Source organism: Xylanibacter ruminicola Ga6B6, from assembly GCF_000687715.1.
GTDB lineage: Bacteria > Bacteroidota > Bacteroidia > Bacteroidales > Bacteroidaceae > Prevotella > Prevotella ruminicola_B.
Map to the genome: position 1 here is coordinate 78,957 of NZ_JHXD01000009.1, position 24,405 is coordinate 103,361.

Consider the following 24,405-nt stretch of genomic DNA (forward strand, 5'->3'; position numbering starts at 1 on the left):
TATAAAATGGTTTGTCAGAATTGTCATAAAGAAAACAGAAGCAAAGCAAAGTTCTGCAAGTGGTGCGGACAGCAGCTTGTTACTACTGACTTGCTTGATAAGCTGGTTGGCCTCGACGAGGTGAAGAACCAGCTGAAAACCATTGTCGATACCTATACGTTTCTGCGCTCTCGCAAGGATATCTCTAAAGCCCGCATTTCGCTTAACGCCATCGTGATTGGTGATACAGGTACGGGTAAAACGGCGCTGGCTGAGATTCTGCGCGATTACTTCTATCAGCACAAAATCATCGAAAAACCCCAGCTGATGATGGTAGATGCCGTAGATTACCAGCGATTCGTCGACAAATGGGATGAAAATATCAAGAAAGCTAAGAATGGTATATTGTTCTTCGACAATGTGCAGAAGCTGTTGCCCGATAAATACTCTAACCAGGTGAACCCGCTCGACAAGCTGTTTGTAGAGATGGACAAATGGGAGGATAACCCCATTGTGATTATTTCCGGACTCTCGAAGGGTTTGGAGGATTTCTTGGAGAGCAACCCAGCCGTAGCCAACCGTTTTAAGTATACCTTCCGTATGACCACTCCTAACTTCCAGGAGCTTACAGAGATATGTAAGCTGAACCTGCAGCTCAAATATGGCATACAGGAGTTCTCGCCCGAAGCTGATAAACAGTTATTGCGTTTCTTTAAATATCGGGTTAAGATTAAGGACGAGACCTTTGGTAACGGACACTTGGCTAACAAAACAGCCGAGAATATTTTTACCCAGTACATCAGTCGTGGCGCCAATGCTACAAGGGTAGAGTTGAGTGACATCACGGGTTATGTACCCGAGGAGCGCTCGATGGAGGATATCCTGCGCGATCTGGACAGCTACATTGGTATGGACGAGGTAAAGGCCGCTGTAAAAGAGATGGCCTACTCGGTACAGAATGCCATGCAGCGCGCCGAGCGAGGATTGGGCGAGCAGGAGAAAATGTCGATGCACATTATTCTTACTGGTAACCCAGGTACAGGTAAAACCACCATTGCCCGTAAGTTGGGCGAAATTCTGGCTGCCATCGGCTATCTGGATAGCGGCCACGTAGTAGAGGTGGATCGTGCCAAGATGGTAAGTCAGTATCAGGGCGAAACACCTAAGGTGGTTGATGCCCTTTGCGATAAGGCCAAGGGCGGTATCCTGTTTGTGGATGAGGCCTACACCTTGGCTCCTGTGAGTGCGTCGGGTGATCGTGATGCCCAGGGCGCACAGGCATTGGAGAAACTGATGAAACGTATGGAGGACGATCGCGGACAGTTTATCGTGATTGCCGCTGGTTATCGCACGGAGATGGAGAACCTGTTCCGTGTGAACCCAGGTTTCCGCAGCCGTTTCAATTACTTCCTTGATATCAAGGACTACTCGCCAGCCGAGCTGTTCGAGATTATGCAGGTATTTGCCAAGCAGAAGAAGTACATCTTCTCGCCGGATGCACAGGCACTTACTCAGAAGATGATCAAGGAGATGTACGACTCGCGCGACAAGGACTTTGCCAACGGTCGTACCATGCGTACGCTCTTCGACCAGATTTGCAAGAAACAGGCCCAGCGCCTGCAGGGTGCAAACATATCGATGATGAGCAACGAGGAGCTCATGACCATCGTACGCGACGATATCCCATACGATGCACCACAGACCGTAAGCGTCGACGACTGTCTGAAGAAACTCGACGGTCTGGTTGGACTTTCGGGTGTGAAGAAGGAAATTGCCAACCTGGCAGCTTTCCTGAACCTGCAGATTGCACGTGGCGAAACCAACACCTTCCAAGGCAAACACTATGTGTTTACCGGTAATCCAGGTACGGGTAAAACCACAGTAGCCCGTATCATGGCCGATATCTTTAAGACGCTGGGCGTTGTGGCTCGCGGACAACTGGTTGAGGCTGACCGCTCTAAACTGGTGGCTGGTTTCTCGGGTCAGACGGCCATCAAGACCAACCAACTGGTTGATCAGGCTATGGGTGGTGTACTGTTTATCGACGAGGCTTACACGCTGAAGTCGAACGATGCTGACAGCTTTGGCGCTGAGGCTATCGACACGCTGCTGAAACGCTTGGAAGATGATCGTGGCAAGTTTATTTGTATCGTGGCTGGTTATACCGACCAGATGCACGACTTTATCGATACAAACCCAGGCTTGAAGAGTCGCTTTACACAAACCATCCACTTCGACGACTATACGCCCGACGAGCTTACGGAGATTTTCCTGCATCTCGCATCTGGCAAGAATTTCACCGTCGACGAGGAGACCAAGGCTGCTATTCACCGTATGTTCGAGCAGCTCTATTTGCGTCGCGATAAAAACTTTGGTAATGCCCGCGAGGCACGCCGCATCTTCAACGAGGCTGTAGAGCGCCAGAGTCAGCGTCTGGTAAAACAGATGACCAGTCCCGACTTCAAGGAGAGCGACATGTTCGCGCTCACCACCGCCGATCTTCCCCTGTCTCAGGGCGAGACCGCACGTCCGCTCGACGTGGTGCTCAACGAGCTCGAAGAGTTTATTGGTATGCGCTCTGTCAAGGATTCTATCCGTCGTCTGGCCGTACAGAGCATGTTCATGAAGCAGCGTGCTGCTATGGGTGCTGGCAGCGTTCAGCAGATGTCGATGAACTTTGTGCTTACGGGTAATCCGGGTACAGGTAAAACATCGATTGCCCGTAAAATGGGTGAGATACTCCAGGCGATGGACATCCTGCCTACATCGCGTGTTATCGAGGCCAGTCGTGCTACGTTGGTTGGTAAGTACATGGGCGAAACGCCTAAGATAGTAAACAGTATGTGCGATAAGGCTATGGGCGGTATCCTGTTTATCGACGAGGCTTATACTCTGAGCGATGGTGGCGACATGTACGGCAAGGAGGCTATCGACACACTCATGAAACGTATGGAGGACGATCGCGGTAAGTTTGTGGTTATCGCCGCAGGCTATAAAGATAAGATGGAGGAGTTCATGATGATGAACGCCGGACTGGCCAGCCGATTTACCCACAAGTTACACATCGACGACTACGATCCTGATGAGCTGCTGGCTATTTACAAGCACATGGCTCAGAAAGAGCAGTACCAGTTTACGCCCGATGCTGAGCTTAAGGCACTCGACAAGATCTATAAGATGGTACTTGCTAAGACCGATTCGTGGGGTAATGCTCGTGAAATGCGCAATCTGCTCGATTCTACTATCCAGCACCTGTCGGAGCGCGTATCAGCGTTGCCGGCCGATCAGGTTACAAAGGAAACATATCAGATAATACTACCAGAAGATATTTAACGTAATATGATTATTTGTCCAGCTTGTAAAGAAGAAATAGAAGACGATTCACATTACTGCGACCAATGTGGACAGCAGTTGCTGTTCTGTAAGCAGTGCGGTCATGTGGGGCTTGGACGTCGTTGCACACGTTGCGGCGGCATGATGGCTTTGCCTGCAGGTAGCATGGCAGCAGCCAATGCCGGAGCAAATCCTATGGGCACTCCGATAGGTAATCCAATGGGAAATCCTACCGGTAATCCTGTGGTAGGGGCAGCTGTACGATCTGGTGTTAATATCAGTGTTACACCAAGTGCCTCAGTATCGCGCGCCGCAAATGTACCACCAGCACAACAACAGCAGCAGCCTGTATCACCTCGCACATCCAATGCGCAGAATATTGCTGCCAGCATATCTGTAGGTCCTGCTATCTCTATAGCCCAGGCTGGTGCAGGGCGTTCTAGTATGCCTATGATGACGTTGGTTAACGAAAGTCTCAATATACGTATCACAGCTATGAACGGTGCCATTATCGGTCGCCGTAAGGGACCGTACGTTCAGTTCTTCGAGCAGAATTCATACGTATCGGGTATTCATGCCCAGTTGAAGTACAAATCAGGCGCAGGTTGGTTCGTTATCGATATGAACTCATCAAACGGTACCAGGATTAATCAGAATCCAATTCAGCCAGAAACAGAGAATCTGTTGAAGAATGGCGACGTGCTGTCGATTGCCAACGTCAACCTTCAAGTAGTAATTAGATAGTAATATTTTAAAAACAATGATAACAATACACATGACAGCAGCCAGTAAAGTAGGCTGCGTGCGTAGTCAGAACGAAGACATGGTGCTGCTTGGCAGTCATTTCGTGAGGAATGATGCTTTTAGCACACGCGTAGACCTAACCAATAGCGACCGTTATATCATGGCTGTGGCCGATGGTATGGGTGGACATAATCGTGGCGATGTGGCCAGTAGCGATGCGCTGCATAACCTGGAGTTCTATTTTCACGATCTTCCCACAGGTCTTAGCTCCGAATCTGTAAAAGGTAAGTTTGAGGATTGGTTAGATTCCATCAACAACATCATCGATTCAAAGGGTCGCTCCGACGAGCAATATAGAGGTATGGGTACCACTTTGGTAGGCTTGGCCTTCTATGAGGGCAAGTTCTTTACACTGAATTGTGGCGATAGTCGCTTGTATCGTTTCCGCGATGGCGATCTTGTCCAGCTTACATCCGATCACTCGCTCAGTAACATGCTTGGCTCTTCGCAGCACTCTAACGTCATCACTAACTGTATCGGTGGCGGTGCTACAAGCTCGTTTATCGATATTGTGAACATAACCGATGATATCAAGGAGGGCGACGTTTACATGCTGTGCAGCGACGGACTGTCCGATATGTTGCCCGATTCCATTATCTACACACTTCTTGCCGAAGGTTCTGACGCCAATAACCTCTGTGATGCCGCTGTGGCTGCTGGAGGCTTGGACAACGTGTCGTGCTGTGTGTTGCAATTCTAAAAAAAGAGAGGAAAAATAAGAAATGCCACTAAGATTACCAGACAGACTGCCCGCTATTGATATTCTGAAGAACGAGAATATCTTTGTGATGGATAACTCGCGGGCAACAACACAGGATATCCGTCCGCTGAAGATTGTAATTCTGAACCTGATGCCTCTAAAGATTACCACAGAGACCGATTTGGTTAGATTGCTTTCAAACACACCATTGCAGATGGAGATTAACTTTATGAAGTTAAAGAGTCATACCCCAAAGAACACGCCGATTGAGCATATGATGATGTTCTATCGCGATTTTGAATCAATGCGCAATGAGAAGTTCGATGGTATGATTATTACAGGTGCGCCTGTAGAGACGATGGACTTTGAAGATGTAACCTACTGGGACGAGATTACCGATATTTTTGCATGGGCCAAAACCCACGTCACAAGTACCTTATATATATGTTGGGCAGCTCAGGCTGGCCTTTATTACCATTATGGTGTGCCCAAGTACCCCTTGGAAAAGAAGATGTTCGGCATCTTCCCACAAACACCAGTGGATACCAAACTGCCCATCTTCCGTGGGTTCGACGATGTGTTTATGATGCCTCATAGTCGTCATACCGAGATACATCGCGAGGATATTCTGGCCAACCACGAGCTTACGCTGTTGGCCGAATCACCAGAGAGTGGTGTCAGCATGGTGATGGCGCGTGGCGGTCGTGAGTTCTTCATTACCGGTCATCTGGAGTATGCGCCAAACACACTCGACAATGAGTATAAGCGTGACCGTGATATCCGCGACGATGTGGATATGCCAAAGAATTACTATCGTGATGATAATCCTGATAACGCACCAGTAGTGACCTGGCGTGCACATGCCAACCTGCTGTACAACAACTGGATAAACTACTACGTTTATCAGGAAACACCATATAATATCGACGAAATTAAATAAGCTTAGTGACTGCATTAGAACTTTTAGCTCCAGCCAAGAATTTGGCTTGCGGCATAGCTGCCATCGATCATGGTGCTGATGCCGTTTATATCGGTGCGCCCAAGTTTGGCGCCCGTGCAGCCGTTGGCAACAGTATCGACGATATTCGCGAACTTTGTGATTATGCCCATCAGTTTGGTGCCAAAATCTATGTTACGCTCAACACCATTGTTTACGATCATGAGCTCGACGAGGCGCAGAAACTGATTAACCAACTGGCTGGGATAGGCGTTGATGCCATCCTGGTGCAGGATATGGGCTTGCTGCAGTTTATGCAGGATAAGCCTTTCGAGATCCATGCCTCTACGCAGACCGATAACCGGACAGTCGACAAGGTACGCTGGCTCAAGCAGGTAGGTTTTTCGCGTGCCGTTCTGGCGCGTGAGCTTTCGGCCGAGGAGATTGCCGAGATTCATTGCGAGGTGCCCGATATCGAACTTGAGGTGTTTGTGCACGGTGCTTTGTGCGTCAGCTATTCGGGTATCTGCTATGCCTCGCAGCATTGTTTCCAGCGTAGTGCCAACCGTGGGGAGTGCGCCCAGTTCTGTCGCATGCGTTTCTCGTTGGTCGATGCCGATGGGGTAGAGATAGAACACGAGCGTTACCTGCTTTCGCTCAAGGATATGAACCAGAGCGATAATCTGGATAAACTCATCGAGGCTGGTGCCGTATCGTTTAAGATCGAGGGCCGTCTGAAGGATGTTACTTACGTTAAGAATGTTACCGCTGCCTATAGCGAGCGCCTTAACGCCTATATCCGTAAGCATGCCGATCAGTATTGTCGTGCGTCGAAGGGCCGTTGCGAATATACGTTTACGCCCAATCTTAATCGCACGTTTAACCGCGGCTATACCACTTACTTTATGAATGGCCGGCAGCCCAATATCGCCTCGTTCGATACACCTAAGGCTGTGGGCGAATTTGTGGGTAAGGTTAAGGAGATTCGGCACGATAGCTTTAACGTGGCCGGTACCGCCAGCTTTGCTAACGGCGACGGCTTGTGCTTTCTGAATCAGGACCGTCAGTTCGAAGGTTTCCGTGCTAACCGTGTGGTGGGTAATCGCATCTATCCTTTTAAGATGCCTGCTGGTTTGCGCCCGGGTATGTCGCTCTATCGTAACAACGATCAGGAGTTCGAGCGTATTCTCTCTAAGCCCAGTGCTACACGTAAGATTCCTGTAAACATAGCCTTGTGTGCTGTGGATGATGGCTTTGAGTTAAGTACCGAAGGTGTAACGGTACATTTTGCGGCCGAACATCAGATAGCCCAGAAGTCGCCTCGCGAGAATCTGGTTCGTCAGCTCTCTAAGTTGGGCGATACCATCTATGAGTGCCAGGAGGTAAACGTGCCTGATGATTTTAATTATTTCATCCCCAACAGTCAGCTCACCGATATGCGCCGTCAGCTGGTCGAGGCCCTTGTGCAGCCCCAGCGTCAGGTAAAGCAGGCCAAGGTGGGTGTTAATCCCGGCGTGGATAAGCTCAGCTATCAGAATAACATCTCCAACCGTCAGTCGGCAGCCTTCTATGGTACCGATGAGCTTTCTGCCTATGAGCTGAAAGGTGGCGACGGACCTATCATGCAGTGCCGTCATTGCATCCGGTATTCGTTGGGCTACTGCGTAAAGCGTGGCGGCAAGCGCCCCACGTGGCACGAACCACTTTCTCTTGTATTAGGCGATGGACGCCGGTTCCGTCTTGAGTTTGATTGTCAACATTGTCAGATGAATGTCTATGCGTCGACTCGTTAGTTTCCTGTTCGTCTCCATCCTGTTATGTGGCTGCTATAACCGTGGCCCCATCACGCCCGATGCCTGGGATCTGACCGAGCAGCAGCTCGACTCTATCTCGTTCTACACCACCCATCACTACACCCAGAACTATAACTTTGTGGTAACGGGCGACTCGCTGGTGGTTGTAGAGCAGCAGCCCGAGGATATGTCGGTGCCCGATGTGGTAACGTTTGAGCTGCAGTCGATAGGCGAGGAGTTGAAGAAGGATTCTATCACCCTGCGTCGAAACGAGCATGTGGTGGTGGCTGATATTAAGACGGTACCCACCGATACCATTGATTCTGTTTGGGTAAAGGTGGCGCGCGATCAGCTTACTTTTGGCTGGGTACACGAAAACGAGCTACTCTCAAAGGTGTCGCCCGATGATCCTATCAGTCAGTTCATCGATTATTTCTCCGATAAGCACCTGCTGGTGTTTATGGCCTTCTGCGTACTCACGGGTGCCGCTTATGGTTTGCGCCGCCTGATGCGTAAGGGTTGTAAGATTGTGCATTTTAATGATATCGCCTCGTTCTATCCCACAGCGCTCTGTCTGCTCATAGCCTCGTCGGCTGTGCTGTATAGTAGCATCCAGCTGTTTGCCCCCGAAACCTGGCGACATTTCTATTATCATCCTTCGCTCAATCCGTTTGCGCTGCCTTTCTGGCTGGGCGTATTTATCTCGTCGGTATGGGCGCTCATCATCTGGTCGCTTGCAACGGTCGATGATGTGTACCACCGTCTGCCCTTGGGCGAGGCCATCATGTATCTGGTTGGATTGGCTGCTGTGTGTGCTGTTATCTATGTGGTGTTCAGCATCACCACCTTATATTATGTAGGCTATCCGCTGCTTATAGCATACTTCTACTTCGCTATCAAACGCCTGAAGCTTTAAACCAGCATCAGGTCGCTCATAATCATATCGCTTACAAAGAGTCCTTCTTTTGTGAGCGATATTTTTTGATTGGTGAGCTTCAGTAATCCCGCCTCCAGATGGCGCTGGGCGTTTTTCAGGCAGTAGGTGAGCTGCTTGTCTGTCAGCGTGCTCAGATCCAAGCCCTCGCAGGTACGCAGGGCCACGGTCACGGCATCGTTATAGCGTGTATCCTCGTCGAGCGTCTCGACCTCAAAGCTTCGTTCACCTTGTTCTATTGCTGCGATGTACTGTTGGATGTCGGCTACGTTCCAGCTGCGCGTCTGGATATCGAACGAGTGGGCGGCTGCACCGATACCGATATAAGGTATGCCCTTCCAGTAGCTGCTGTTATGGCGCGAACGATAGCCTTTTCGGGCAAAGTTCGATATTTCATAATGCTCATAACCTGCTGATTCCAAGTTGTTTATTAATGAAAAGTACATCCTTCGCTCTAACTCTTCGTCAATCTCGGCTACCTTGCCTTGCTCTAACAATCGGTAGAGTGGGGTGCCCTCTTCGTACATCAGACAGTAGGTAGAAATGTGCTCCACATTCAGCTGCAGCGCCTCGCTGATATCTGCCTGCCATTCTTCAAGCGTCTGATTGGGGAAGCCGTACATCAGGTCGATGCTGATGTTTTGGAAGCCCGCCTGACGTAAGATTTCTACAGCCTGATGCACCTGGACCGACGAATGACGGCGACGCAGAAAATGCAGACGCTCATCGTTAAATGTCTGTGCCCCCATGCTCACACGGTTGATGGGTAGCTGCTGTAACGCGGCTGCCAATTCGGGTGTTACGTCATCAGGATTCATCTCGATGGTCACTTCGGCATCGTCGGCTATCGTATACACCTTATATATATATAGGAAGATTTTCTGCAGTTGCGCGATCGACAGTTGACTGGGTGTGCCGCCGCCAAGATAGATGGTGCCGATACGTTCTCCCTCGGTCAGTGGGCGGGTGCTCATCTCTTGGCAAAGGGCATCAACATACCGCCCGCGAAGCGTCAGCCCCGTGGTAGAATAGAAGCCGCAGTACACGCATCGGCTGCTACAAAACGGAATATGAACGTATAAACCTGCCATTTTGCAGTAATTTGCCTGCAAAATTACAAATTTAGTTTAAAATTTGGAAGAAAGTTTTGGTGTTTTCTCAAAAAATAAGTAATTTAGTCCCCGATAAATAAGTATTCACCTAAAACTGAAACGATATGAAAGTATATCAAACTAACGAAATCAAAAACATTGCACTCATTGGCAGTGCGGGTAGCGGCAAGACAACTCTTGCCGAAAGTATGGTCTACGAAGCTGGCATCATCAAGCGCCGCGGTTCTGTAGAGAGTAAGAACACCATGAGCGATTACTTCCCCGTTGAGCAGGAATATGGCTACTCGGTGTTCTCAACTGTTTTTCATGTAGAATGGAATAACAAGAAGCTTAACATCATCGACTGCCCAGGTTCTGATGACTTCGTAGGTGGTTCTATTACTGCTATGAACGTAACCGATCAGGCTGTTATTCTTATCAACGGTCAGTATGGCCCCGAGGTAGGAACGATGAATGCCTTCCGCAATACCGATAAACTCAAGAAGCCCGTTATCTTCCTGGTTAACCAGCTGGATCGTGAGAACTGCGACTTCGATCAGATTCTCAATCAGCTCAAGGAAATCTACGGTCCTAACTGTGTTCCCGTTCAGTATCCTATCGCCACAGGTCCTGGCTTCAATGCTGTTATCGACGTGCTCCTGATGAAGAAGTACTCTTGGAAACCCGAGGGTGGTGCTCCTATCATCGAGGATATCCCTGCCGATCAGCTGGAGAAGGCTAAGGAGATGAAGGCAAAGCTGGTTGAGGCTGCTGCCGCTGGTGATGATACACTGATGGAGAAGTTCTTTGAGAGCGAGGACCTGAGCGAGGACGAGATGCGTGAGGGTATCCGTAAGGGTATGGTAACACGCAGCATATTCCCTGTATTCTGCGTTTGTGCAGGTAAGGACATGGGTGTTCGTCGCTTGATGGAGTTCTTGGGTAACGTTGTTCCTTTTGTAAGCGATATGCCTGTTATCCAGAATGCTGCCGGTCAGGATGTTCCTGCCGATGCCAGCGCACCAACATCACTCTATTTCTTCAAGACAGGTGTCGAGCCCCATATCGGCGAGGTATCTTACTTCAAGGTAATGAGCGGTATCGTTAAGAGCGGCGACGACTTTACCAATGCCGATCGTGGTTCAAAGGAGCGTATGGGTACTATCTACGCTTGTGCTGGTGCCAATCGTATTCAGGTTGATCAGCTGGTAGCTGGAGATATCGGTTGTACCGTTAAGCTTAAGGATGTAAAGACTGGTAACACCCTGAATGGTAAGGATGTCGAGAATAAGTTCAACTTCATTAAGTATCCTAACTCTAAGTTCTCTCGTGCCATCAAGGCCGTTAACGAGAGCGAGACCGAGAAGATGATGACCGCTCTGCAGAAGATGCGTCAGGAGGATCCTACATGGGTAGTTGAGCAGTCAAAGGAGTTACGCCAGATTATTGTTCATGGTCAGGGTGAGTTCCACCTGCGTACCTTGAAGTGGCGTATGGAGAATAACGAGAAGATACAGATCGAGTATATCGAGCCAAAGATTCCTTATCGTGAGACTATCACTAAGATGGCTCGTGCCGACTATCGTCATAAGAAACAGTCGGGTGGTGCCGGTCAGTTTGGTGAGGTTCACCTGATTGTAGAGCCTTATACCGAGGGCATGCCTGATCCTACATCGTTCAAGATCAACGGTCAGGAGTTCAAGATGAACATCAAGGGTAAGGAAGAGGTTACCCTCGACTGGGGCGGTAAGCTGGTATTCATCAACTCGGTTGTCGGTGGTGCTATCGATATGCGTTTCATGCCTGCTATCCTTAAGGGTATTATGGAGCGTATGGAGCAGGGCCCACTCACCGGTTCTTATGCCCGCGACGTTCGCGTGATTGTTTACGATGGTAAGATGCACCCAGTTGACTCTAACGAGCTTTCGTTCATGCTGGCTGCCCGTAACGCCTTCTCGGCTGCCTTTAAGGAGGCCGGTCCAAAGGTGCTCGAGCCTATCTACGATCTCGAGGTGCTCGTACCTGGCGACTACATGGGTGATGTCATGAGCGACCTGCAGGGCCGTCGTGCTATCATCATGGGTATGGATTCTGAGGCCGGCTATCAGAAGCTGAGTGCTAAGATTCCTCTCAAGGAACTCTCTAGTTACTCTATCGCCCTCAGTTCTATCACTGGTGGTCGTGCATCGTTCACAACCAGCTTCTCAAGCTACGAGCTTGTGCCAAACGATATCCAGCAGGCACTGATCAAGCAGCATGAGGAGGAAATGAAGGACGAGGATTAAACATCTGACTTATATTTCGCACACTAATGTGCTTGGAATCCCTGCTATTTGGTTAGCGGGGATTCTTTCTTAATTGCATATTTGCAACTAAAATGTTATAATCTTGTTAAATATGCGAAATTAGCCCGAAATAATTAACAAATTAGGTGCGTCGTTTTAAGAAATAGCTTATCTTTGCAAACGATATGAAGAAAAGTACGATTTGGATCATAGCAATAGTCATGGGCCTCTCATTTGTAGGGCTTCTGTACCTTCAGATCTCGTACATCGAAGAGATGGCGAAGATGAAGAAGGAACAGCTCGACGAGTCGGTTAAGCGTAGTCTCTATCAGGCATCGCGTAACCTGGAGATGAACGAGACCCTGCGTTATCTCGAGAAGGATGTGAAGGAAACCGAGCGCAAGGCCTATAAGCAGGACTCTGTGATGGTAGATGGTCTCGACGGCACCATCAAGCACTCGCACCAGTTTGCTGTAGCTGCCGACGATGGTACCGTTTACTCAAGCTTCGAGCTCAAAACGTTTGCCATCCGTCCCGCCAACGTGCCCAAGGCCATGATTCTGCGTACCGATAAGAACAGTATCTCCGAGGCCTCTAAGTCGCTGCAGGAGATTGTGCGCAACCGTTATGTATATCAGAAGGCGCTGCTCGACGAGGTCGTTTACAACATCCTTTATACCGCCAGCGACAAACCTCTGAAGGAGCGCATCAACTTTAAGCTGCTCGATCAGGATATCCGTACCGAACTGCTCAACAACGGTATCAACATCCCTTACCACTTCCGTGTGGAGACCGCCGATGGTCGCGAGGTGTACCGTTGTCCTGAATACTCATCCGAGGGCGAGGAGGGCGTTTATTCACAAACGCTGTTCAGTCACGACCCCTCATCAAAGATGGGCGTGGTAAAAATCCACTTCCCCGACATGAGCTCGTACATCTTCTCAAGTGTGCGTTTCATGATCCCGGCTGTTATCTTCACCGTGGTACTGCTGCTCACGTTCCTTTTCACCATCGTGGTCATCTTCCGTCAGAAGCGACTCACCGAGATTAAGAACGACTTCATCAACAACATGACCCACGAGCTCAAGACGCCTATCGCCTCAATCTCGTTGGCTGCCCAGATGATGAACGACCCCAGCGTTGCCAAGTCGGAGCAGATGGCCAAGCATCTGGGAGGAGTGATTTCCGACGAGTCGAAACGCCTGCGTTTCCTGGTTGAAAAGGTACTCCAGATGTCGATGTTCGATAAGAAGAGCATTGTATTCAAGAAGAAGGAGCTCGACCTGAACGAGATGGTTGAGAATATCGCCCAGTCGTTCTCGCTTCGTGTAGAGCATACCGGCGGTAAGATCTATACCGATATCGAGGCTGTTGATTCAGCTATCTTCGTGGACGAGGTTCACTTCCAGAATGCTATCACCAACCTGATGGACAACGCTGTGAAGTACCGCAAGCCCGATGAGCCTATCGATATCTATATCAAGACCTGGAACGAGAAGGATCGTCTGTGCTTCTCCATCCGCGATACCGGTCTGGGCATCAAGAAGGAGAACGTGAAGAAAATCTTCGAAAAGTTCTACCGCGTTCATACAGGAAATGTGCACGATGTGAAAGGTTTCGGTCTTGGCTTGGCCTACGTGAAGAAGATTATCAACTTGCACGAGGGCGAGATCAAGTGCGAGAGCGAGCTGGGCAAGGGTACCACCTTTACTATCTCGCTGCCTATTCTGAAGGAGGATGAACAATAAACGTGATAATACAAATAAATTTATTCAATAACAATTTAAAATTTAACGATGATGGACGACAAAATTAAGATTTTGCTTTGCGAGGACGACGAGAACCTCGGAATGCTGCTCCGTGAGTATTTGCAGGCCAAAGGCTTTGTTGCAGAACTCTGTGCTGATGGTGAGGCAGGCTTCAAGGCTTTCCTCAAGACAAAATTCGACATCTGTGTGCTCGATGTGATGATGCCTAAGAAGGATGGCTTCACACTCGCTCAGGAGATTCGTTCTGCCAACACAGACGTGCCCATTATCTTCCTCACAGCTAAGACCCTGAAGGAGGATATCCTCGAAGGTTTCAAGCTGGGTGCCGACGATTACATCACCAAGCCTTTCTCAATGGAGGAGCTCGTGTTCCGTATTGAGGCTATTCTGCGCCGTACTAAGGGTAAGAAGAGCCGCGAATCTACTGTTTACCGCCTGGGGCAGTTCACTTTCGATACCCAGAAGCAGTTGCTGCAGATTGGTGAGAAGCAGACCAAGCTTACCACTAAGGAGAACGAGCTGCTGGCTCTGCTCTGCAGTCACTCAAACGAGATTCTGCAGCGCGATTTCGCTCTGAAAACTATCTGGATTGATGATAACTACTTCAATGCCCGCTCTATGGATGTTTACATCACCAAGCTGCGCAAGCATCTGAAGGACGATCCTCAGATCGAGATTATCAATATTCATGGTAAGGGCTACAAGCTCATTACTCCTGAGGTAGATGATGAGTAAACCGGGCATGGTGAAAAGAGGAATTATAAAAGCATATTTTGGAGTAGCACTGGTTTTCGCCGGTGCTCTCCTTTTATTGGTTAGTTATCTTACCGGTCTCACCCGTTATAACCTAGTGCTGCTTACCGGTCTGATTTTCATTGTTTTAGGCGCAGTTTTGCATGTTCGACAACAGAAAAGAGGTGAAAAGTATTAAATATTCTTAAATCATAGGAATGTTCAATGTTCAATGGTCAATGTTCAATAAAAATTTTGTACCTTTGCACCCGCTTTAAGCAATAACATTATTAATTTATTTTATTAAGTAGTATGAATCAATACGAAACCGTTTTCATTTTAACTCCCGTTTTGTCTGATGAACAGATGAAGGAAACGGCCGCAAAATTCAAGAAGGTTCTCACCGATAAGGGTGCAGAGATCATCAACGAAGAGGCCTGGGGATTGAAGAAGATGGCTTATGCTATTCAGAAGAAGTCTACAGGTTTCTACTGCCTGGTAGAGTTCAAGGCTGAGCCAGAAGTGATTAAGACATTGGAGACTGCTTTCCGTCGTGACGAGAAGGTAATTCGTTTCCAGACTGTTAAACTTGACAAGTATGCAGTTGAGTACGCCGAGAAGCGTCGTGCAAAGCTTGGTAAAAAAGAGGAGGCTTAAACTATGGCAGAACAGAGTGAAATCCGTTATTTGACAGCTCCTTCTATCGATACAAAGAAGAAGAAGTATTGCCGTTTCAAGAAGAGCGGTATCAAGTACATCGACTACAAGGATCCCGAGTTCCTGAAGAAGTTCCTCAACGAGCAGGGTAAGATTCTTCCCCGCCGCATCACTGGAACATCTCTGAAGTATCAGCGTCGTGTGGCTCAGGCCGTTAAGCGTGCCCGCCAGATCGCACTGCTGCCTTACGTAACCGATTTGATGAAATAATTAAAGAGGAGGACGCAAGATTATGGAAATTATACTGAAAGAAGATATTATCGGTCTGGGATTCAAGAACGATATCGTGAATGTAAAGTCTGGCTATGGCCGTAACTACCTCATCCCTCAGGGTAAGGGTGTTATCGCTAGCCCTTCAGCTAAGAAGATTCTCGCAGAGAACCTGAAGCAGCAGGCTCACAAGCTGGCTGCCCTCAAGGCTGCTGCCGAGGAGAAGGCTGCTCAGCTCAATGGTGTAGTTGTAGAGGTTGCCGCTAAGGTAAGCGTAACTGGCCAGCTCTATGGTTCAGTTGGTGCTGCTCAGGTTGCCGAGGAGCTCGCTAAGCTGGGTAAGGAGGTTGATCGCAAGATTATCACCATGAAGGATGCCAAGAAGGTTGGCGACTATGTAGCTCTGGTACACTTCCACAAGGAGGTTATCGTTGAGCTCCCTGTAAAGGTAGTTGCTGAGAATGCTGCTGAGCTGCAGGCTGCTGCTGACGCTGAGGCTGCCATCAAGGCTGCTGCTGATGCAAAGAAGGCTGCTGCTAACGAGGCAGAGGCTGCTGAGGCTGCCGACGAGGCTGAGGCTCTTGAGGCAATCGATGCTCCTGCTGAGGCATAACTCAAAAAGAGTAAATCATAACAATTAATAACATGCTGTAAGGCATCATTATTTATTATGACACAGTGTCCCGAGGGTTCTCCCTCGGGATTTTTTGTGCCAAATAATGTAAAAGCCTTGCTTAACTGCCTGAAAGTGATTATCTTTGCAACCAGAATAATAAACCTTGATGAAGATGAAACAGAAATACGCCGTATTGGTGTTCCTGATGTTGATTGCCGCATCGGCAGTTACAAGTTTTAGCAGTTATCGTGCTACCGAGAGCCTGGTCCAGAAAGATATGAGACAGGCTTTGGCTTTTGCCCTCGACGAGCAGCAGAATGATGTGATTACTGCCGATACCATTAAAGTTTTTAATCGCCATCTGCAGTTAGATGCCCTGCGCGGTCAGGCTCTGCTGGCTGTCGATACCCGTCAGCATTCGTTCCGTTGTGAGGCCCAGTGCTCAGCTGCTACTATTTTCTCGATGTCGGAGCAGCGCCCGGCCTTGGCTTTGTGCACGTTGGCCATGCTGTGGGGTATGTTCTGTTTGTATCAGCACCATCGACAGATGATCGAGGGCCTTTATGGCGGGTTAGCTTTGCAGGATGGTCATATTGTTGATGCCAAAGGCAGCGTGGTAAAACTCACGCCCATGCAGCTGCAGCTGATGGAGATGTTTTTCCGTTCGCCTAATCACACCCTGTCGAAAACCGAAATCTGCGACACTTTATGGCCAAAGAAGGATGATGCCAGCGAAACGCTTTATACGCTTATCCGTCGCCTGAAGCCTATCATCGAGGCCCATTCAGAATTAAAGATTGAGGCCGACCGCGGCAAAGCTTACGAATTGAAAATCAAATAGTTATCATATAATAACCTCATCTCTTCATACCATGTATGGGGAGATTTTTTTGTTAAATACAGTTAATGCTTGTTTGGTTTTGGGCTGTTTATGTGTCTGATTAGTGTAAAGCAAAAGTAAATGGAAAAAAGTGCATTCGAACAGATAGCCCGCACGTGGCGCGAAAAAGCCATCAGCGTGAGTCTCCACTATGGTGCGGGTAGGGAAGAGGCCGAAGACATCGCACAGGATGTGATGCTTCGTCTGTGGCAGATGCACCATGAGCTGGAGCAATACCAATCGGTAGAGGCCATCGTGTCGCTGATGTCGAAACATCTGCTGCGAAACCACCAGAGGCGAAAACCTACCGAGGCGCTCAACGAGGCCACCGTGATTTGTCTCGCAACCAGTCCGCACGAAGAGCTGGAGAGCAAAGAGAACGAGCAATGGCTACAATCTCGACTTGCCAAGCTGCCCACCACGCAGCGCACCTTACTTTACATGCGACAAGTAGAGCGGCGCAGTCACGAAGAGATAGCCCAACTGTTAGGCATCGAGCCCACATCGGTAAGTACCCTGCTGGCCAGAGCCCGACGAACATTATTACAAGAAATCAAACAGCGAAACGAGTTATGATACAGTACACCAAGGAATACATTCAGAAGTTGCTTACCAAATATATGGACGGCACTTCTACGCTCGATGAGGAGGAAATCCTGAGCAGCTACTTCAAGGGCGACAACATCCCCGAGGAATGGATCTGCTATCAGCAGATGTTCCAGGAGATTGAGGCTATGCAGCCTGCCAATGAGCAGTTCGCCATCGAGCAGCCCGTTGCCCAGACAGAGCAGAAACCCGTGGCCCACCGCCGTTGGATGGTTTGGAGCCTGGCTGCTGCAGCTGTTGTTGCCGGTGTGGTGTATCTGGCCGTCCCCGCTCATCAGTCCGAGTTGATGCCCGCAGCACCACTCACTGCCCAGACAGATACCACAAAGGTACAGTCGGAAACCGAGATGGCGCAGCCCAAGAACGAGACGGTTCATGCCGATACGCTGTCGGCGCCCAAGGCGGCAGCCAATCCTGTCCCCGCCAAGAAGCGCAGCAAGCGCAAGATAGTACCCACTATCCACGATATCGATAAGGCATACGCCCTGATGGCGCAGGTTAAAGCCCAGGCACAGGCCGAAGACGAGATGATCGAGGCCAAGATGGCCGCTTACGGCTACATTCCCGTGATGCAAGAAGATGGTACCATAGTATATATTAACGAACAAACAAATTTTATTGCATATGAAGAGTAAAAACTTAATTCTGTCAGCCATGCTGATGGCGCTGCCCTCAACCCTGATGGCACAGCAGAACATCCAGAAGGCATTTGATGCCCTGCTGAAGGATAAGATAGTAGAAACCAAGACGCAGCACACCTTGGAGCGCGACCCCGAAACGGGACAGAAAACTGCTCAGGCCGATGTGTACGACTTTACCTTAGCTTCGGCCCAGGCACGTAAGCACATCAAGAACATCCAGGAGGCTTTCGTGAAGGATAAGGATGCTGCTTACACCTATCGTACGGGTACTCATCGCGAGGATGAAGTTAATGAAAGGGTTGATAAGAAAAGGCACGAAATGATGCGTAGCGTTATTCACTATAGTCGCATACAGATTGCCGTAGGCGATGGCAAGCAGTCGGTAGCTATCGGCACTAAGGAAGGAGCAAATTATGTCTACGCCTGCTTTGCCGACAAGGATGATGCTACCAAGAAATATCGTTATTGCTATGCGATGGATTGGGTGGAGCAGAATGGCGAGACTATAGTTCGCCTGGCCGTCACCTATGCCTTGAAGCCTGAAGCACGCAAATCCTATGGCAAGGGGCGCATAACAAGTATTACTATGAATGGAAAACCGCTGAAGATCGACGAGATTATGGAGTCAGTAGGCGATCAGCTCGAAAACCTTAAAGGCTTTGGCAACCGCTTTGAGTTCGACCTTGATTCTATCGATGTACCCAAGTCGTCGTATATATGGCTCAGCGAGTTCAACTCTTACAAGAAGTTCTTCCTGAAGAATCCCGATGGCAACACCGCAACCCATCACGCCACCTCAATCTATAATCTCTGCAAGAACGCAGATGGACTTGAGCCCGACGAAAAAACGTTGGTTGCCAAGGAAATCGCGAAGCTGAAGAAAGCCACCAAGGATGATTTTATCCAGAATCTGTTCGATATGTGCATCGAACGACTTGGAAAATAACCAGCTGAAATTCAGATAGTTCGCTCGTTGTCAGCGAATTGTCAGACAAATGTCAGCCTAATTTTTCTCTCTCTTTATAAACTCTTCATACCTTTGCACCAACATTTCAAAATGCGTGCAAGTATGAAGAGATTTTTGTTTTTTGCCTTTGGCGCGTTTGTCGTCTTGATGATCTATATGTCGAACTGTGACGGCTGCAATGACCGACCGTTGGCCGAAAAGTTGGAACGGGCGATGCTGCAGACACGGCTAGTGACATATCACGATGATGATTACGATTATACCATTAAGTACCCGATGTTTTTCGAACCGACCGACGATTCGCTGATGGAGAAAGGTAGCTGCAGGTTCAGCTTTTGGCAGGATCGCATCGAGATTGTGCAGTCGGCTTTCGTTCTGCCCAATGCCGATTCGCTCAGCGTTAATCAGGCTGCCGGCAAATACGCCGCCGAGCTCCACGCCACACACCAACGCACGGGTAAGAATTACTTTATTTTATCAGGCTCATTACATTCCGACACGGGGCAGATAACCGGGCGCCGCTTTTATGCCAAGTTTGTGCGCCATCGCAAACTCTGGTTTGTACAGAACCTTACGTATCCCGAGGATTGTGAGCGCTCTCTGGGCCGATTACTTAAAGAGATTGAGGCCTGGCAGGTTTGGTAAGCACAAAAAATATTAAATACGTGCAAGTAAAAAGAGTTTTCTCGGAAAGAATGCTTACATTTGCACCGCTAAATTACATAAACATTAAATTAATGAAGAAACTGACATTTCTAACTCTCATGGCATTAGCTTCGGCACATGGAGCTATGGCTCAGACTCAGGCCGACTCGCTTAGAGCCGACAGCATTTTTAAATCGCTCGAACTACAGGGCGTTGAGGTTGTTAAACAGAAGGCATTGGTCAAGTCGGACATCGACAAGATTACCTATAATATCGAAGATGACCCTGACTCCAAGTCGAACACCGTTCTCGAAATGTTGCGTAAGGTGCCCATGGTAACCGTCGATGGCGAGGATAACATTCAGGTTAACGGTTCGAGTTCGTTCAAGGTGTATGTAAACAGTAAACCAAACCAGATGATGTCGAACAACCCGAAGGAAGTACTGAAAAGCATGCCCGCCAGCAGCATCAAGCGTATCGAGGTAATCACCAATCCCGGTCCCAAGTACGATGCCGAAGGTGTAGGTGGTATTCTCAATATCATCACTCATGGCAAAAATATCGAGGGATATACCGCTACCTTTAGAGCAAATGTGCATAATCAGGGCTTGGGTGCAGGCGCCTATACCACAGTCAAGAGCGGCAAACTCACTATGAGCGCCAACGTTAACTACAACTACAACGATCGTCCACGTGGCTATTCGGGCAGTACCCGTAAGACCGTCGGCAACGTCAGCGAGTCATCGTCCGACATCGAGAGTTTCAGTTGGTCCGATTATCACGGCAACTCTAAGTACGGCTCACTCGAGGCCAGTTATGAGATCGACACCCTTCGGTTGCTCACAGCCTCGTTCGATCTCTATGGTGGAGGCAGCAATGGCGAAGGTGAAAGTTCGCTCTTGGCCACATCGCCGCTCACGGGCAATCATCTGTACAGCTACAACATGTTTCAGCATTCAAAGAGCAGCTATGCCTATATCGATGGCGGTATCGACTATCAGCGCACCTTCCCTGTCGAGGATCGCTTGTTCACGCTGTCGTATAAGATAGGCTCTGAACCTGACAACAGCGACTCGTACATAGATTATGCCGATCTGCAGGCGGCCGATGGTTGGGAATCATTCCTGCAGCGATTTAAGAATCAGCGCAACGATGGCAGTCATAACACCACGGAGCATACGTTCCAGGTTGATTATACCACGCCCTTTGCTAAGTATCATACCATCGAGATGGGATTGAAGTATATCCTGCGCAACAATACCTCCGAGGACGACCGCTACGAGGGTGATGTCTTCGACCAGGATTATTCGTCGCACTATAAGCATCGTAACGATATCATGGCTGCCTATTTGGGCTATGGACTGAAAATCAAGAAGTTATCTGGACGTTTGGGATTACGTTACGAACATACCTTGCAGGATGTGGAGTATAAACTCGGACGTGGCGATGATTTTACCAAACACTTCAATGATTTCGTGCCATCGGTCAGCCTTGGCTATAAACTCGGGCAGACCACCAATCTGCGTTTGGGCTACGATATGCGTATCTACCGTCCGGGCATCTGGTATCTCAATCCCTATCTCGACGATTCTACACCCACCAACATCAATCAGGGAAATCCAAACCTCGACAGCGAGAAAAGTCATTCGTTCAGTCTCACCTTCAGCAATTTCACTCCCAAGTTCAATATCAATCTCGCCCTGCGCTACGGCTTTATCCGTAATAGTATCGAGGATGTGGTAAAGATGATGCGCGATACCGAGATTGCCGGACTTAAGAATCCCACTGGCAAGGATGTACTCTACACCAGCTACGAGAATATCGGTCATCGCGAGGGCGTTAACCTGAATGCGTATATTAACTGGAATGCCAGCAAGAATACCCGTATCTATATAAACAGCCGCCTTTCGTATACCGATATAAACGATGGTGGTATGCTGTCGAACTCTGGATGGGAGCTCTTTGCCTATGGTGGTGCCCAGCAGACTCTGCCTAAGGATTGGAACATCTCGTTCAATCTCTTTGCCCTCACGCCAAATGTGCGCCTGCAGGGACGTGGTAGCAGCTACAGCAACTATTCGCTCAGCATCCAGAAGTCGTGGCTCAAAAAACGCCTTAATCTTACGTTGAGTGCCACAAATTTCCTGAGGAAATATAAGTATTTCAACTATAGTACTACCGATAGTTTCTTCGAGGCTGCTAACTGGTCGAAGAATGTGAGTCATACGTTCTCGCTCAGCATCAGCTATCGCATCGGTGAGCTGAAGGCCAGCGTCAAGAAAGCCGAGCGCTCTATCACTAACGATGATGTGAAGGGTGGCGGCGGCGGTTCTAATGGCGGAAGTAATTCTGGTTCAAATTGATCATAAAACAAGCCGCACTATTCTGTGCGGCTTGTTATTTTCTGGAGATGTAATCTCTCGTTTAGTTGTTTAAGTAACTCCTGGGGCTTGATGTCCAGGTAGCGTGTGGGGATTTCGTAGGGAGCACCGGGACTGAGTTTATAGTCCATGCGGGTTGCGCGGGTGTCGTCCAGATATTCGTCGGTACGATAGTTCTCGTGATCCTGCTTGTAGTGTATGCCTATCAGGTACTGGCCCTTGTAGGTAATGGGGTAGAAATCCTCTACATCGCAGAAGCATACCGTCCACTGATACTTGCTTTTTACCACCACGCACTCGTCGTTGATAACGAGGCGACGCCAACCTCTGATCAGTTCAAACGCTAAATTAATGAACATGACACCAGCGAATGCACAAACGAACCTGAAGGCGTCTTCGTTGCGCATAGAAAAATATGTCACAACGCTAACCAATGGAACAAGAATCAGTAGGCCTATTGCAGGCACCTTTTTAGAGTAGTTGATCTTTAGTACTTTCATACATTTATGGTTTTTAAGTTTAAAAATAAAGCCCGCAGAACTGAGTTCTACGGGCTCTTTCTCTCAATCGTTCGTTCAATTACTGAGCAACTGAATCAGCAGCAACTGTGTCAACAGCGAGGCTGTCAGCTACAGTGTCAACTACCTCGGCGATAGAGTCAGTGTCCTGTACAGGAGCCTGAGCCTTGTTACCACATGATGCGAATGAGATAGCAGCAACTGCTACGAACATGAATACCAATTTCTTCATTTTTTCTAAGCTTTTAAAATCTGTAAAACAATCATTTGTTTATTAAAACGATGCAAAGGTAAGCATTATTTTAATACAACGTATCATTTTTTTCGATTTTTTTTTAGGTGTTTTTGTAACTTTTTCGCAAAACGCTGTAAATCAACAACTTATGAAATGTTAAATTTAGTGTATTTTTCGCACATAACTTAAAAATGGCTCAAAATGCGTGTTTTTTGCAAAAAATGTCGTACCTTTGTGCCCGCAAACAATACACCTATTTTATATATGATAGATACCTCAGCATTTCAAGGCAAAAAGGCTGCCTATTTTACACTCGGATGTAAGTTGAACTTCTCTGAAACATCTACTTTTGGTAAGATGCTTCAGGACCTGGGCGTACGTACGGCCCAGAAAGGCGAACAGGCCGACATCTGTTTGATCAATACCTGTTCGGTAACCGAGGTGGCTGATAAGAAATGTCGTCAGGCCATTCACCGTCTGGTGCGCGAGAATCCCGGTGCCTTTGTGGTGGTAACGGGTTGCTATGCCCAGCTCGAGGCCGACGAGGTGGCAAAGATCGAGGGTGTAAGTCTGGTGTTAGGCTCTAACGAGAAGGCCAACCTGGTTCAGTTCCTCTCAGAGGCCTGGGGCGAAATCGCCCCAGAAACGAGTGAATCTAGAGAGGCTAGCCCTACTAGATCTGCTAGATTCTTTAGAGAGAAAACCAAGGATATCAAATCCTTTGCGCCCAGCTGCTCAAAGGGTAACCGCACGCGCTATTTCCTGAAGGTGCAGGATGGCTGCGATTACTTCTGCACCTACTGTACCATTCCCTACGCCCGTGGTTTTTCGCGCAACCCAACGATCGCCTCGCTGGTAGCGCAGGCCCAGGAGGCTGCTGCCGAGGGCGGTAAGGAGATTGTGCTCACCGGTGTGAATATCGGCGATTTTGGTAAGACTACCGGCGAGAAGTTTATCGACCTGGTTAAGGCGCTCGATGGGGTAGAGGGCATTCAGCGTTACCGCATCAGCTCGCTCGAGCCCGATCTGATTTCGGATGAGCTCATCGAGTACTGCGCCAAGAGCCGTGCCTTCATGCCGCACTTCCATATCCCCCTGCAGAGCGGTAGTAACACGGTTCTCAAGCTCATGCATCGTCATTACGATCGCGAGCTGTTTGCCGAGAAGATTCACCGTATCAAGGAGTTGATGCCCGATGCCTTTATCGGCGTAGATGTGATGGTGGGCTGCCGTGGCGAAACACCCGAGTGCTTCGACGAGACCTACACGTTCCTGGATAGCCTGGATGTTACCCAGCTGCACGTGTTCCCATACTCCGAGCGCCCAGGCACATCGGCCCTCAGCATCCCATACGTGGTTCCCGAGAAGGAGAAGAAGCTGCGTGTAAAGCGCCTGTTGGAACTCTCTGATCAGAAAACCCATGCTTTCTACGAGCGTTATATCGGCCAGCAGGCCGAGGTGCTGTTCGAGAAGGCTACCCGCGGTCGCGCCATGCACGGTTTTACTAAGAACTATATCCGTGTAGAGCTGCCCGCCAAGGATGCCAACCCCGATTTCGACAATCAGCTCATCAGCGTGAAGTTGGGCGAGATGTCCCGCGATAAGGAATCGTTAATGTGTATTATATAATGT

At 48.8% G+C, this 24,405-nt stretch carries 22 protein-coding genes; 19 read left to right on the forward strand and 3 right to left on the reverse strand.

Features of this window, described 5'->3' with window-relative positions; genetic code table 11:
* The first annotated feature begins 6 nt into the window (after window positions 1-6).
* From T500_RS0107385 to T500_RS15455, 6 genes are read left to right on the forward strand one after another with little or no spacing between them, the layout of a single operon-like run.
* A complete protein-coding gene (locus tag T500_RS0107385) occupies window positions 7-3,312 on the forward strand; it encodes an AAA family ATPase (RefSeq protein ID WP_028907581.1) in 3,306 nt (1,101 codons plus the stop codon).
* 6 nt (window positions 3,313-3,318) lie between these two features.
* Window positions 3,319-4,056 (forward strand): FHA domain-containing protein, encoded by a 738-nt coding sequence (locus T500_RS16380; RefSeq protein WP_080694822.1) that lies wholly within the window; start codon window positions 3,319-3,321, stop codon window positions 4,054-4,056.
* 16 nt (window positions 4,057-4,072) lie between these two features.
* Window positions 4,073-4,816, forward strand: a complete 744-nt coding sequence (locus T500_RS0107395) for a PP2C family protein-serine/threonine phosphatase (RefSeq protein WP_028907583.1) — start codon at window positions 4,073-4,075, stop codon at window positions 4,814-4,816.
* Between the two features lie 22 nt (window positions 4,817-4,838).
* The gene (gene metA / locus T500_RS0107400) at window positions 4,839-5,756 is read left to right on the forward strand and encodes a homoserine O-succinyltransferase (RefSeq protein ID WP_028907584.1); all 918 of its coding nucleotides are present in this window, start codon (window positions 4,839-4,841) and stop codon (window positions 5,754-5,756) included.
* A 5-nt stretch (window positions 5,757-5,761) separates the two neighbouring features.
* On the forward strand, window positions 5,762-7,546 hold the full coding sequence (locus T500_RS0107405; RefSeq protein WP_028907585.1) for a peptidase U32 family protein: 1,785 nt from the start codon (window positions 5,762-5,764) through the stop codon (window positions 7,544-7,546).
* Window positions 7,530-8,462 carry a hypothetical protein gene (locus tag T500_RS15455; protein WP_051611946.1) on the forward strand — a complete coding sequence of 311 codons (933 nt, stop codon included), beginning with the start codon at window positions 7,530-7,532 and terminating at the stop codon, window positions 8,460-8,462. Before T500_RS0107405 ends, T500_RS15455 begins: the two co-directional genes overlap by 17 nt.
* Here T500_RS15455 and hemW read toward each other — a convergent pair.
* Entirely contained in the window at window positions 8,459-9,571 is a 1,113-nt protein-coding gene (gene hemW / locus T500_RS0107415; RefSeq protein WP_028907586.1) for a radical SAM family heme chaperone HemW, read from the reverse strand. The two genes, T500_RS15455 and hemW, sit on opposite strands and share 4 nt — an antisense overlap.
* 125 nt (window positions 9,572-9,696) lie before the next feature.
* On the opposite strand from hemW, the gene T500_RS0107420 reads away from it, so the two are divergent.
* From T500_RS0107420 to T500_RS15465, 12 genes are all read left to right on the forward strand, one after another.
* On the forward strand, window positions 9,697-11,856 hold the full coding sequence (locus tag T500_RS0107420) for an elongation factor G (protein ID WP_028907587.1): 2,160 nt from the start codon (window positions 9,697-9,699) through the stop codon (window positions 11,854-11,856).
* A 185-nt stretch (window positions 11,857-12,041) separates the two neighbouring features.
* The gene (locus T500_RS0107425; RefSeq protein WP_028907588.1) at window positions 12,042-13,604 is read left to right on the forward strand and encodes a sensor histidine kinase; all 1,563 of its coding nucleotides are present in this window, start codon (window positions 12,042-12,044) and stop codon (window positions 13,602-13,604) included.
* A 51-nt stretch (window positions 13,605-13,655) separates the two neighbouring features.
* On the forward strand, window positions 13,656-14,360 hold the full coding sequence (locus T500_RS0107430; RefSeq protein ID WP_013063842.1) for a response regulator transcription factor: 705 nt from the start codon (window positions 13,656-13,658) through the stop codon (window positions 14,358-14,360).
* A gap of 309 nt (window positions 14,361-14,669) precedes the next feature.
* Complete coding sequence (rpsF, locus tag T500_RS0107440) at window positions 14,670-15,014, forward strand: 30S ribosomal protein S6 (protein ID WP_013063574.1); 345 nt, start codon at window positions 14,670-14,672, stop codon at window positions 15,012-15,014.
* A gap of 3 nt (window positions 15,015-15,017) precedes the next feature.
* Window positions 15,018-15,284 carry a 30S ribosomal protein S18 gene (gene rpsR, locus T500_RS0107445; RefSeq protein WP_013064765.1) on the forward strand — a complete coding sequence of 89 codons (267 nt, stop codon included), beginning with the start codon at window positions 15,018-15,020 and terminating at the stop codon, window positions 15,282-15,284.
* Window positions 15,285-15,306: 22 nt separating this feature from the next.
* On the forward strand, window positions 15,307-15,897 hold the full coding sequence (rplI, locus tag T500_RS0107450; protein WP_028907590.1) for a 50S ribosomal protein L9: 591 nt from the start codon (window positions 15,307-15,309) through the stop codon (window positions 15,895-15,897).
* A 175-nt stretch (window positions 15,898-16,072) separates the two neighbouring features.
* Window positions 16,073-16,741 carry a helix-turn-helix domain-containing protein gene (locus tag T500_RS0107455; protein ID WP_028907591.1) on the forward strand — a complete coding sequence of 223 codons (669 nt, stop codon included), beginning with the start codon at window positions 16,073-16,075 and terminating at the stop codon, window positions 16,739-16,741.
* A 120-nt stretch (window positions 16,742-16,861) separates the two neighbouring features.
* Window positions 16,862-17,356 carry an RNA polymerase sigma factor gene (locus T500_RS0107460; protein ID WP_028907592.1) on the forward strand — a complete coding sequence of 165 codons (495 nt, stop codon included), beginning with the start codon at window positions 16,862-16,864 and terminating at the stop codon, window positions 17,354-17,356.
* A complete protein-coding gene (locus tag T500_RS0107465; protein WP_028907593.1) occupies window positions 17,353-18,021 on the forward strand; it encodes a hypothetical protein in 669 nt (222 codons plus the stop codon). The genes T500_RS0107460 and T500_RS0107465 overlap by 4 nt, the downstream gene beginning before the upstream one ends.
* Window positions 18,011-18,973, forward strand: coding sequence for a hypothetical protein (locus tag T500_RS0107470; RefSeq protein WP_028907594.1), 963 nt, complete (start codon window positions 18,011-18,013; stop codon window positions 18,971-18,973). The genes T500_RS0107465 and T500_RS0107470 overlap by 11 nt, the downstream gene beginning before the upstream one ends.
* Window positions 18,974-19,096: 123 nt before the next feature.
* On the forward strand, window positions 19,097-19,639 hold the full coding sequence (locus T500_RS15460) for a hypothetical protein (RefSeq protein WP_036908809.1): 543 nt from the start codon (window positions 19,097-19,099) through the stop codon (window positions 19,637-19,639).
* A gap of 146 nt (window positions 19,640-19,785) precedes the next feature.
* Window positions 19,786-22,002 (forward strand): TonB-dependent receptor domain-containing protein, encoded by a 2,217-nt coding sequence (locus T500_RS15465; RefSeq protein WP_410543882.1) that lies wholly within the window; start codon window positions 19,786-19,788, stop codon window positions 22,000-22,002.
* Between the two features lie 17 nt (window positions 22,003-22,019).
* Here the strand turns inward: T500_RS15465 and T500_RS0107485 are convergent, their stop codons facing one another.
* Together T500_RS0107485 and T500_RS17145 are read right to left on the reverse strand one after the other, a co-directional pair.
* Window positions 22,020-22,520 carry an STM3941 family protein gene (locus tag T500_RS0107485; protein WP_036908770.1) on the reverse strand — a complete coding sequence of 167 codons (501 nt, stop codon included), beginning with the start codon at window positions 22,518-22,520 and terminating at the stop codon, window positions 22,020-22,022.
* A gap of 79 nt (window positions 22,521-22,599) precedes the next feature.
* Complete coding sequence (locus T500_RS17145) at window positions 22,600-22,770, reverse strand: hypothetical protein (protein ID WP_013064048.1); 171 nt, start codon at window positions 22,768-22,770, stop codon at window positions 22,600-22,602.
* 267 nt (window positions 22,771-23,037) lie between these two features.
* Between T500_RS17145 and mtaB the strand changes: the two genes are divergently transcribed.
* Window positions 23,038-24,402, forward strand: a complete 1,365-nt coding sequence (gene mtaB, locus T500_RS0107495) for a tRNA (N(6)-L-threonylcarbamoyladenosine(37)-C(2))-methylthiotransferase MtaB (protein ID WP_028907596.1) — start codon at window positions 23,038-23,040, stop codon at window positions 24,400-24,402.
* The last annotated feature ends 3 nt before the right edge of the window (window positions 24,403-24,405 follow it).

Bases quoted from the DNA above. Each gene is read 5' to 3' on its own strand.
- T500_RS0107385 (WP_028907581.1), top strand. From the start codon at position 7: ATGGTTTGTCAGAATTGTCATAAAGAAAACAGAAGCAAAGCAAAGTTC.
- T500_RS16380 (WP_080694822.1), top strand. From the start codon at position 3,319: ATGATTATTTGTCCAGCTTGTAAAGAAGAAATAGAAGACGATTCACAT.
- T500_RS0107395 (WP_028907583.1), top strand. From the start codon at position 4,073: ATGATAACAATACACATGACAGCAGCCAGTAAAGTAGGCTGCGTGCGT.
- metA (WP_028907584.1), top strand. From the start codon at position 4,839: ATGCCACTAAGATTACCAGACAGACTGCCCGCTATTGATATTCTGAAG.
- T500_RS15455 (WP_051611946.1), top strand. From the start codon at position 7,530: ATGCGTCGACTCGTTAGTTTCCTGTTCGTCTCCATCCTGTTATGTGGC.
- hemW (WP_028907586.1), bottom strand. From the start codon at position 9,571: ATGGCAGGTTTATACGTTCATATTCCGTTTTGTAGCAGCCGATGCGTG.
- T500_RS0107420 (WP_028907587.1), top strand. From the start codon at position 9,697: ATGAAAGTATATCAAACTAACGAAATCAAAAACATTGCACTCATTGGC.
- T500_RS0107425 (WP_028907588.1), top strand. From the start codon at position 12,042: ATGAAGAAAAGTACGATTTGGATCATAGCAATAGTCATGGGCCTCTCA.
- T500_RS0107430 (WP_013063842.1), top strand. From the start codon at position 13,656: ATGGACGACAAAATTAAGATTTTGCTTTGCGAGGACGACGAGAACCTC.
- rpsF (WP_013063574.1), top strand. From the start codon at position 14,670: ATGAATCAATACGAAACCGTTTTCATTTTAACTCCCGTTTTGTCTGAT.
- rpsR (WP_013064765.1), top strand. From the start codon at position 15,018: ATGGCAGAACAGAGTGAAATCCGTTATTTGACAGCTCCTTCTATCGAT.
- rplI (WP_028907590.1), top strand. From the start codon at position 15,307: ATGGAAATTATACTGAAAGAAGATATTATCGGTCTGGGATTCAAGAAC.
- T500_RS0107455 (WP_028907591.1), top strand. From the start codon at position 16,073: ATGAAACAGAAATACGCCGTATTGGTGTTCCTGATGTTGATTGCCGCA.
- T500_RS0107460 (WP_028907592.1), top strand. From the start codon at position 16,862: ATGGAAAAAAGTGCATTCGAACAGATAGCCCGCACGTGGCGCGAAAAA.
- T500_RS0107465 (WP_028907593.1), top strand. From the start codon at position 17,353: ATGATACAGTACACCAAGGAATACATTCAGAAGTTGCTTACCAAATAT.
- T500_RS0107470 (WP_028907594.1), top strand. From the start codon at position 18,011: ATGAAGAGTAAAAACTTAATTCTGTCAGCCATGCTGATGGCGCTGCCC.
- T500_RS15460 (WP_036908809.1), top strand. From the start codon at position 19,097: ATGAAGAGATTTTTGTTTTTTGCCTTTGGCGCGTTTGTCGTCTTGATG.
- T500_RS15465 (WP_410543882.1), top strand. From the start codon at position 19,786: ATGGCTCAGACTCAGGCCGACTCGCTTAGAGCCGACAGCATTTTTAAA.
- T500_RS0107485 (WP_036908770.1), bottom strand. From the start codon at position 22,520: ATGAAAGTACTAAAGATCAACTACTCTAAAAAGGTGCCTGCAATAGGC.
- T500_RS17145 (WP_013064048.1), bottom strand. From the start codon at position 22,770: ATGAAGAAATTGGTATTCATGTTCGTAGCAGTTGCTGCTATCTCATTC.
- mtaB (WP_028907596.1), top strand. From the start codon at position 23,038: ATGATAGATACCTCAGCATTTCAAGGCAAAAAGGCTGCCTATTTTACA.